The sequence below is a fragment of the Marinobacter sp. SS21 genome, from assembly GCF_028369065.1.
Lineage (GTDB): Bacteria > Pseudomonadota > Gammaproteobacteria > Pseudomonadales > Oleiphilaceae > Marinobacter.
This window is the reverse complement of the sequence record NZ_JAQNDA010000001.1, coordinates 495,059-504,101: the sequence shown is the minus strand read 5'-3', so window position 1 is coordinate 504,101 and position 9,043 is coordinate 495,059. Positions and strand designations below refer to the sequence as shown.

The window sequence follows — 9,043 nt, the reverse complement described above, 5'->3', positions numbered from 1 at the left end:
CATCAACCACAACACTTCCAGGTTGCGATGGCATTCCTTCTCCAGGCGGCGGGTACTGCTGGTCTGGTTCAGGTAGGCGTAGATATACAGCTTCAGCAAATCACCTGGGTGATAAGGACGCCGGCCAGTTTGAGCTGTCTCGGCTTTCTTGAACCCCAGCTCAGATAGGGGTAAGGAATCGACAAAGGCGTCGATGACGCGAACCGGGTGGTCCTGGGGAATGTAATCTTCAACGCTCGGGGGGAGCAGAAGCGTCTGACTGCGAGGTGTGCCTTCCTTGTGCCTCATAAAAATAACCGCGAACCATGTCGCGGTTATTTTGCCAGCTTCGGAGACTGTTTTCACACAGCCTCTCATGGGCGCCCTTTTTTATTGTCGTTACACCGGCTGATTGTAAAGCAGATCATCCGCGTGCCGGAGATACAGCAACAGGTCAGCACCGGCTTCTGTCATGGAATCGAAGGGACCTTCCACGGTCCCCTCCCGGGTCTGGTAGTACCATTTGCCATTGACCGACGTGAAGCGGTCGCTGCGGAACCAGTGCTTTTCCTCTTCGCCGCGACGAATATCCATAGGGGCTACCTCTTTGCACGAACACCACACCAATCGCTCAAAAAACGACCACCTCCCTGCAGTCTAGGTCAGAACCTGCATTCACCCCCAGCAACCCGGGGATATATTTCACAGACTTTCACAAAGCCAGCCCCTCGCCACGACCGCGTCCGTGCACTCAGTCTTCCAGCAGGTCGCGCATGAACTGGGGCTGCGCCAGCGCACCGTGGTGCGTGGCCTCGTTGTAATAACGGGTCACAAACCCACGTTCGGCGGCATCCGCCTCGCGGAAGTACAGCAGCGGGTTGTCCTTGCTGCCCATGGTGCAACTCCACCAGCCGGTGGGGTAAACCGGTTGTGGGAACGGCAGCGTGACCACATGCCCCAGACCCGCTTTTTTCATGTCGGTGTGGATACCGCGAATGATGCTGTCGGTGTGCAGTAACGGCGATTCACTCTGCTGCACCACAATGCCACCCTCCCGCAGCGCCAGCATGCAGTCACGGTAAAAATCGAGGGCGAATAGGCCTTCCGCCGGCCCGACCGGATCGGTACTGTCGATAATGATCACATCAACGCTGTTGGGCTCGATGTCCCGCATCCACTGCACGCCATCGCCAAAGAAGAAGTTCGCCCGCGGATCGCCATTGGATTCGCACAGTTCAGGAAAATACTTCTCGGACAGCTTGGTAACCCGTTCGTCGATCTCCACCTGCCAGGCTTCCTCCACGTCGGGGTGCTTCAGCACTTCTTTCAGGGTGCCGCAGTCGCCACCGCCGATGATCACCACTTTCTTCGGGTGCTTGTGGGTAAACAGGGCCGGATGGGTCATCATCTCGTGGTACAGGAAGTTATCCCGGCTGGTCAGCATCACGCAGCCGTCCAGTACCATCAGGTTGCCGAATGTGTCGGTTTCATAGATTTCCAGCTTCTGGAACTCGCTCTGCTCCTCATGCAACTTGTTGCGGACCTTGAGTGAAAACGCCGTGCCTTCGTTCTGGAACACTTCCGTAAACCAACCGTCATTCAGTGTGGTCATGCCTGTTCTCCAATCGCCAGTGATCGACCCGAATCACGGGTCGTTATGTAGCGATATTGTAGGTGCCCTCACCTCAGAGCTAAAGCATCCCTTGGCGCTATGGCGCTGATAAACCCCAAATCGCCTCTGCGCGATCTGAGGGCTCCTATAATTTATATTCTCACCATCTTTTAGCGACCGCCGGGAATCCCTACAATGGCGCCATCGCGCCGACACCCGATCGGCCCAGCCTAGAGCACAGGTAGCAACGCCATGACTGACGCTTCCGCCAACCACGCCAAAGCGGTTTACAACATCGCCCACTGGAGCGACGGCTATATCGACGTCGACGCCCAGGGTGACGTCCTCATTCGGCCCGACCGGGACATCAGCGCGCACGCCATCAACCTGCCCCAACTGGCGGCGGATCTGGTGGCCCAAGGCACCGCGCTGCCGGTCCTGGTGCGCTTTACCGATATCCTTCACGACCGCGTCAATCAGCTCTGCCAAGCGTTCAATCTGGTGGCCGCGGAACAGAACTACCAGGGCCGCTACACCGCGGTGTACCCCATCAAGGTGAACCAACAGCGCCGGGTGGTGGAAGAGTTAATCCGCGCCGAGCCGGCGGCCTCGCGACAACAGATTGGCCTGGAGGCGGGCAGCAAGCCGGAACTGATGGTGGTGCTCGCGCTTTGCCAATCCGGCTCGGTGATCGTCTGCAACGGCTACAAAGACCGGGAATACATCCGGCTGGCGCTGATCGGCCAGGCCCTGGGTAACCGGGTGTTTATCGTGGTGGAGAAGCCGTCGGAGCTGCCGCTGATCCTGGAGGAGGCAAGCCGCCTGGGGGTGAAGCCGCTGATCGGCGTACGGGCGCGCCTGGCCACCGTCGGCAAGGGCAATTGGCAAAATACCGGTGGCGAGAAGTCCAAATTCGGCCTATCTGCCAGCCAGATCCTGGACGTTCGCGACACTCTCGCCAGCGCCAATGCGCTGGATTCCCTGCAACTGCTGCATTTCCACCTGGGCTCGCAGATTGCCAACATCCGTGATATCCAGACCGGCCTGCGGGAGTGCGCCCGGTTTTACAGTGAGTTGCGCCAGATGGGCGCCCCCATCACCACAGTGGACATTGGTGGAGGTTTGGGCGTGGATTACGAGGGCACCCGCACCCGCAGCAGCTGCTCGATGAATTACAGCATTGAGGAGTATGCCTATAACGTCATTCACACCCTGCAGGCGGAATGCGAACGCCTGGGCATTCCCCATCCGGATCTCATTAGCGAGTCCGGCCGGGCGCTCACCGCGCACCATGCGGTGCTGGTCACCAACGTGATTGATCGTGAACTGGCGGAGCACGGAACACCGAATGCGCCCGACGCCGAGGCGCCGACACCCTTGCACGACCTGTGGCGGGATTTGGCCAGCCTGCAGGATGAACGGTCTGGCCGATCGCGGGTGGAAATCTTCCACGATGTGTTACACGCCATGAGCGATGTCCATGCCCAGTTCGCCCACGGCCTGCTGTCGCTGGGTCACCGCGCCGAGGCGGAACGCATCTACTCCGCCTGCTGTCGACTGCTCCAGCAGCAGCTCAACGGCAGCAACCGGGCACACCGGGAGATCATCGATGAACTCAACGAGAAACTGGCGGACAAGCTGTTCGTCAACTTCTCCCTGTTCCAGTCGCTGCCGGATGTCTGGGGCATCGACCAGATCTTTCCAGTGCTGCCAATCAACGGGCTGAATCGTCCACTGGACCGGCGGGCAGTGATTCAGGACATCACCTGCGACTCCGACGGACGCATCGACCGCTATGTCGATGGCCAGGGCATCGAATCCACCCTGCCGATCCCCGCCCAAGACCCGCGGCAGCCCATGCTGATCGGCTTTTTCATGGTTGGCGCCTACCAGGAGATTCTCGGGGACATGCATAACCTGTTCGGCGACACCCACTCGGTGGATATCCGCCGGGATGCCGACGGTCGTTACCAGATCAGTGAAACCATTGCCGGCGACACGGTGGAAAAGATCCTGCGCTACGTCAATTTCGAACCGGCAACGCTACTCCAGGCGTACCGCAAGAAATTTGCCCACAGCGCTGTCCCCGCTGACATCCAGGATGGCTTGCTGGCGGAACTGGAAAGCGGCTTGTACGGGTACACCTATCTGGAAGAGTGAGTGCTCACTCGGCGCCAGACGGCGATTGGCGTGAGGTTCGATAGGCGGTCGGCGACATGCCTTCCCACTTGCGGAAGGCCCGACCGAAATTGGACGGGTCGCTGTAACCCAGCCGAAAGGCAATGTCATCGATGCTCATGTCGCTGCCGGCCAGCATTTGTTGCGCCCGCTCATGGCGGACACCATCCTGCAGCGCCAGGAACTTCATGCCCTCGGCGCTGAGCTGACGACGCAGGGTTCGGGCCGACACACCGAGCCGCTCCGCCACCTCCTCCAATCCAGGCAGGCGACCCGACTGCACCGATTCCAGCAATCGCTGAACCCGCTCAACCGTCGAAACCAGGGCCTCCAGACGCTGCCGCTCCCGTTCGCACTGTTCCTCGGCAACCCGGCGGGTAACCGGATTGGACAGGGCCAGCGGCAGGGTCAGAAATTCCTTGCGGAAACGCAGTTGATTCACGCCCTGGGAAAAACGCACCGTCTCGCCAAACAGGGCCCGATAGGCCTCATGGTGATCCGGTTGAGGGTAGCTGAGCCGACATTCGCCGCCGTCCAGCAAACGGGTACCAAACAGCAGCAAATTAACGTCCATGATGGAGGCCAGCACCACCTCCACATTGAACGCGTGAAGGTCCATCAGGTCGTGCTGAATCTGCAGTTCGAGCACCGCATCGTTCCCTTCGATGAAGAAGGTCAGGTCCATGTAGATAAAACGCACGCGGAAATACTTGATGAGGACCCTGAGCCCCTCCTCAACGGTATCACTGCTAACGGCAGCCTGTGACAGGGCACCGTGGGTGGTGAACTTGAGGCGCCGACCATACTCCAGCCCCAGCGCCGGCACGCCGCCCAACTTCAAGGCAGCCCGATTGAGGGCCACAAACTGATCCACCGTGATCAGGTTATCCGGGTGCCCCAGGGCCGCCGGTCGAAGGTTGGCAGCCGCCAGCATTGCGCTACGATTGCCCCCTTTTTCCTCCACCAGCTGGCAGAGAATCTCGGCATAGTGCGCTTTGATCAGAGGCAGATCGGGTTTCAGCTCGGATGGGTACGTCGACATCCTGCAATCCTGAAGACAAACCAGCCGTCAGCGTAGACGGCGTGACCGAATAGAGCAATTACTCTTCAGCCGGATCTGGGGCGCCACCAGAGCCAGTCGCGGCCGTGCCGGGCGATTCCGACACTCACCGACCGGTGGCGGTGGGCAATGAATACGGTGTCTCGCTTTCGGTATTGACGGCGTCACTGCGACTCACCGGCACCTTCAGCCGCCGGCTCAATCCACTTATCCGCTGAAACGCCGCCTTCACCCTGCCTGGCCGAAAATGACCGCAACTTGTCAGTTTCTGACCTTCTGCCCACCGCGGCAATCAAGGATACTTGTCTACGTTGATTAGTGTCTCTGAACTAGTCCAGCTCAACGCCCCGTCGGGTTGAGCAATCTTGCTTTTAGCCACGCTTTTGCGTGGCTTTTTTCGTTCTGCCCAGCCTACGCCCCCGATAGAGTGCCCACCCGCTCTGAGGTACAATCCAGTCCCAGTTATATCCCGCAAGCGTGAGGCATGGCATGACCGTGGACGATTACAGCTACCGCTTTGGCGGCATTGAACGACTCTATGGTCGCCGGGCCCTGACGGCCTTCCGGCAGTCCCACCTGGTGATCGTCGGTCTCGGTGGCGTTGGTTCCTGGGCCGCCGAGGCGCTCGCCCGCTCCGGCATCGGCCGGCTCACCCTGGTGGACATGGACGATATCTGCGTCTCCAACACCAACCGCCAGTCCCATGCGCTGACCGGCCAGTACGGCCGAGCCAAGACCGACGCCCTTGCCGAACGCCTGCGGGCCATCAACCCCCATGCCCACATCGAGCCCCATTTCGGCTTCCTGACGCCGAACAATGTGGAGGCCTTGATCGGCCGCGAACTGACCGGTGTGGTCGACGCCATCGACAGCGTCAAGGCCAAAGCCGCGCTCATCGCCCACTGCCAGCGCCGCAAGATTCCCCTGATCTGCGCCGGGGGCGCCGGCGGCCAGATGGACCCAACCCAGATCCAGGTCGCCGACCTCAGCCGAACCACCCAGGACCCGCTACTGGCAAAAGTTCGCAATCTGCTGCGCCGGGAATACGGCTTCTCGCGCAATCCCAAGCGCCGGTTTGGCATCGAGGCTGTGTACTCGCTGGAGCAACTGACCTATCCCGCCGCCGATGGCGAGGTCTGCCTGCAGAAGCCCGACAACGCCGGGCCGGTGCGACTGGATTGCGCCACCGGCTTTGGCGCCGCCAGCCCGGTCACGGCAAGCTTCGGTTTCATTGCCGCATCCCGATTGCTAAACCGCATTGCAAGGCGGGCTCAGCTTAGCGATAGTTAAGGGCCTCACGCTTACACCACCTCAAGGGAACTGATCCTTTATGTCGCCCAGCATCGTTATGCTCCTCGCCAGCATCGGCGTGTTCTCGCTCTTTTGCCAATGGCTGGCCTGGCGGGTGCGCATGCCGGCCATCCTGTTTCTGCTCGCCGGCGGCATCATCGCGGGCCCCCTGCTGGGCTGGCTGGACCCGCAACCGCTGTTCGGCGAGCTGTTGTTTCCGCTGATTTCCCTGGCGGTCGCCGTCATCCTGTTCGAGGGCAGCCTGACCCTGCGCTACCAGGAGATCAAGGGTCACGGCAAAATGGTGCGCAATCTGATACCCGTTGGTGCCCTGGTCACCTGCGTCATCGCCACGCTCGTCGCCCACTGGGCCCTGGATCTGCCGTGGCCGGTGGCGCTGCTGTTTGGCGCTATTGCCATCGTCACCGGTCCCACCGTCATCGTTCCGCTGCTGCGCTCGGTCAGGCCCCAGGCCAAACTGGCCAATATCCTGCGCTGGGAAGGCATCGTCATCGATCCGGTCGGCGCGCTGCTGGCGGTGCTGGTGTTCGAAGGCATCGTGTCCTGGGGCCAGGGTAATGTCTTTAGCCACTCGCTGTTCATCTTCGTCAAGGCCCTGACGGTGGGTTTCCTGATCGGCGCAGTCGCTGGCTGGATGAACGGCGTCGCCCTGCGCAAGCACCTACTGCCACAGTACCTGCACAACGCCGGCACCCTGACCTTCATGCTGGGTGTCTATGCCCTATCCAACGAACTAGCCCACGAATCCGGCCTGCTGACGGTCACCGTCATGGGCATCTGGATGGCCAATATGCGTCAGGTGCCTATCGACAGCATTCTTGAATTCAAGGAGTCCCTCAGCGTTCTGCTAATTTCCGCCCTGTTCATCATCCTCGCCGCCCGCATCGAGTTCGCCTCCATTGCCGAGCTGGGCTGGGGACTGGCGGTGGTGCTGGCGGTCCTGATGCTGGTCGCCCGTCCGCTAAGCATCTTCCTTTCCGCCATCGGCACCAATCTGAACTGGCGTGAAAAACTGTTCCTGAGCTGGATCGCGCCTCGCGGTATCGTCGCCGCCGCGGTGTCCGCGCTGTTCGCCTTCCAGCTGCAGAAGCTGGGGCATGCCAGCGCCGAAACCCTGGTGCCGCTGGTGTTCATGGTGATCATCGCAACCGTGACCGTGCAGAGCCTTACCGCCCGCCCGCTCGCCCAGCTGCTGCGCGTGGCGGAACCGGCCAACTACGGTTTCCTGATTCTGGGGGCCAACCAGGTCGCCCGACAAATTGGCCAGGCGCTGCAGAAACACGATGTACCGGTGATGCTGACCGACACCAACTGGGAAAATGTCCGCCAGGCCCGCATGGACAACCTGCAGGTGTACTTCGGCAACCCGGTGTCGGAGCATGCCAGTACCCACCTGGACTTTACCGGCCTGGGCAATCTGCTGGTGATCTCGCCTTACAAGCACATGAACTCGCTGGCGACCTATCACTTCCTCGACTGGTTTGGTAAAGGCAGCGTCTACAGCCTGTCGGACGGGGACCAGGACCAGTTGGCCCGCCACCAGACCGCCGAGAAAATCCAGCGTACCCGGGGGCTGTTCGGCGACGTCAGCTACGCCAAATTGGCCAGTCTGGTGAGCCGGGGCTACACGGTGAAAACCACCCACCTCAGCGACGCCTTCTCGTTTCAGGCGTTCCAGGAACAATACGATTTCCAGGCCATTCTGCTGTTTGTGATCGACGCCCGGGCACGGATTCGGCCAGTAACCACCGCCATGGAACTGCAACCGGAGAAAGACTGGGTTCTGATCAGCCTGGTCCCGCCCCAGCCGCCGAAGGATCGCAAGGAGAAGGATACCAGCAGCCAGACGGAAGCCACCGGCTAGGGAGCCGGTGGGCGGAGAGATCGAGCAACCGGGACCGGCCTAACCCGCCCGGCAGTCAAGCACCAGTTTGCCTTGTACGTGGCCATCCTCGAGCACGCGATGGGCGTCCGCCGCAGCCGCCAGCGGAAACACCTGGTGCACATGCACCTTGACGTCACCGTCCTCGATGAGTTCGGCAATTTCCTCCAAATGGAAGACTTCCGGCCGCACCGTCATGCCATGGGCTCGCAGCCCCATACCTTCGGCGGCGGAGATGATGTCGTCCGCCGTCACCGTGGGAATGGTGACCAGCACGCCGTGTTCACTGAGGGTATGCAGGGAACGGCGACCGGTATCCCCCCCCACCAGGTCCAGCACCACGTCCAGGCCATAGCACTCGTCCACCACGTCGGTCTTGGTGTAATCGATGACCTCATGCACCCCCAGACCGTCCAGGAAGTCCTTGTGGCGTGCCGAGGCGGTAGTGATCACGTGGGCGCCGCGGACCAGGGCAAACTGAATGGCAAAATGGCCGACCCCACCGGCACCGGCGTGAATCAGGATTTTCTGTCCCGGTTCCAGTTCCGCCACCTCAAACAGCGCCTGCCAGGCGGTCAGCGCCGCCAGCGGCACGGCACCGGCAGTCATCAGGTCCAATTCTTCCGGGACAATGGCCACCTCGTCAGCCTGCGCCAGCACGTACTCGGCGTAGCCGCCACCAGCGATGGGAAACCCCACCATGCCCATGACCCGGTCCCCCGCAGCCAGGGTCCGTACCTCGTCACCCAGCGCCACCACCTCGCCGGCCATATCATAGCCCGGCGTCCACGGCAGCCGATGCTCAATCTGTCGAGCGGCGAACCCCAACCCCTTGCGGGTTTTCCAGTCAATCGGGTTCACTCCGGCGCCAGCGACCCGGATACACACCTGACCTGGGCCAGGCCGCGGCACCGCGGTTTCCTCCAGTTTCAGCTGGTCGGCGTCGCCAAACCGCTCATAGACGATGCGCAGCATCGCGCCGCTATCAGGTTGCACGGCCGGGTTCTCCATCGCGCTCTCC

The 9,043-nt window shown here is 61.2% G+C and carries 8 protein-coding genes; 3 read left to right on the top strand and 5 right to left on the bottom strand.

The genetic code is table 11. The features are described from left to right. From N6L25_RS02235 to speE, 3 genes are all read right to left on the bottom strand, one after another. The coding region (locus N6L25_RS02235) for a transposase (protein WP_271977400.1) at positions 1-288 on the bottom strand (288 nt) is incomplete at its 3' end. A 90-nt stretch (positions 289-378) separates the two neighbouring features. Beyond that, positions 379-573 (bottom strand): DUF6316 family protein, encoded by a 195-nt coding sequence (locus N6L25_RS02230; RefSeq protein WP_271977399.1) that lies wholly within the window; start codon positions 571-573, stop codon positions 379-381. A gap of 157 nt (positions 574-730) precedes the next feature. Beyond that, entirely contained in the window at positions 731-1,591 is an 861-nt protein-coding gene (gene speE, locus N6L25_RS02225; RefSeq protein ID WP_271977398.1) for a polyamine aminopropyltransferase, read from the bottom strand. A gap of 252 nt (positions 1,592-1,843) precedes the next feature. On the opposite strand from speE, the gene speA reads away from it, so the two are divergent. Next, the gene (speA, locus tag N6L25_RS02220) at positions 1,844-3,751 is read left to right on the top strand and encodes a biosynthetic arginine decarboxylase (RefSeq protein ID WP_271977397.1); all 1,908 of its coding nucleotides are present in this window, start codon (positions 1,844-1,846) and stop codon (positions 3,749-3,751) included. 4 nt (positions 3,752-3,755) lie between these two features. Here speA and N6L25_RS02215 read toward each other — a convergent pair whose 3' ends face one another. Further along, entirely contained in the window at positions 3,756-4,811 is a 1,056-nt protein-coding gene (locus N6L25_RS02215) for an AraC family transcriptional regulator (protein WP_271977396.1), read from the bottom strand. Between the two features lie 507 nt (positions 4,812-5,318). Here N6L25_RS02215 and tcdA point away from each other — a divergent pair. Both tcdA and N6L25_RS02205 read left to right on the top strand, forming a co-directional pair. Then, positions 5,319-6,119, top strand: a complete 801-nt coding sequence (tcdA, locus tag N6L25_RS02210; RefSeq protein WP_271977395.1) for a tRNA cyclic N6-threonylcarbamoyladenosine(37) synthase TcdA — start codon at positions 5,319-5,321, stop codon at positions 6,117-6,119. Positions 6,120-6,159: 40 nt separating this feature from the next. Beyond that, a complete protein-coding gene (locus tag N6L25_RS02205) occupies positions 6,160-8,004 on the top strand; it encodes a cation:proton antiporter (protein WP_271977394.1) in 1,845 nt (614 codons plus the stop codon). 39 nt (positions 8,005-8,043) lie between these two features. Here N6L25_RS02205 and N6L25_RS02200 read toward each other — a convergent pair whose 3' ends face one another. Further along, positions 8,044-9,033: an NADP-dependent oxidoreductase gene (locus tag N6L25_RS02200; protein ID WP_271977393.1), complete on the bottom strand. Its 990-nt coding sequence runs from the start codon at positions 9,031-9,033 to the stop codon at positions 8,044-8,046. Positions 9,034-9,043: the final 10 nt, after the last annotated feature.

What these genes read in the sequence shown, in the direction of transcription:
- speE (WP_271977398.1), bottom strand. Translation starts at nt 1,591, where the DNA reads ATGACCACACTGAATGACGGTTGGTTTACGGAAGTGTTCCAGAACGAA.
- tcdA (WP_271977395.1), top strand. Translation starts at nt 5,319, where the DNA reads ATGACCGTGGACGATTACAGCTACCGCTTTGGCGGCATTGAACGACTC.
- N6L25_RS02230 (WP_271977399.1), bottom strand. Translation starts at nt 573, where the DNA reads ATGGATATTCGTCGCGGCGAAGAGGAAAAGCACTGGTTCCGCAGCGAC.
- N6L25_RS02205 (WP_271977394.1), top strand. Translation starts at nt 6,160, where the DNA reads ATGTCGCCCAGCATCGTTATGCTCCTCGCCAGCATCGGCGTGTTCTCG.
- N6L25_RS02200 (WP_271977393.1), bottom strand. Translation starts at nt 9,033, where the DNA reads ATGGAGAACCCGGCCGTGCAACCTGATAGCGGCGCGATGCTGCGCATC.
- N6L25_RS02215 (WP_271977396.1), bottom strand. Translation starts at nt 4,811, where the DNA reads ATGTCGACGTACCCATCCGAGCTGAAACCCGATCTGCCTCTGATCAAA.
- speA (WP_271977397.1), top strand. Translation starts at nt 1,844, where the DNA reads ATGACTGACGCTTCCGCCAACCACGCCAAAGCGGTTTACAACATCGCC.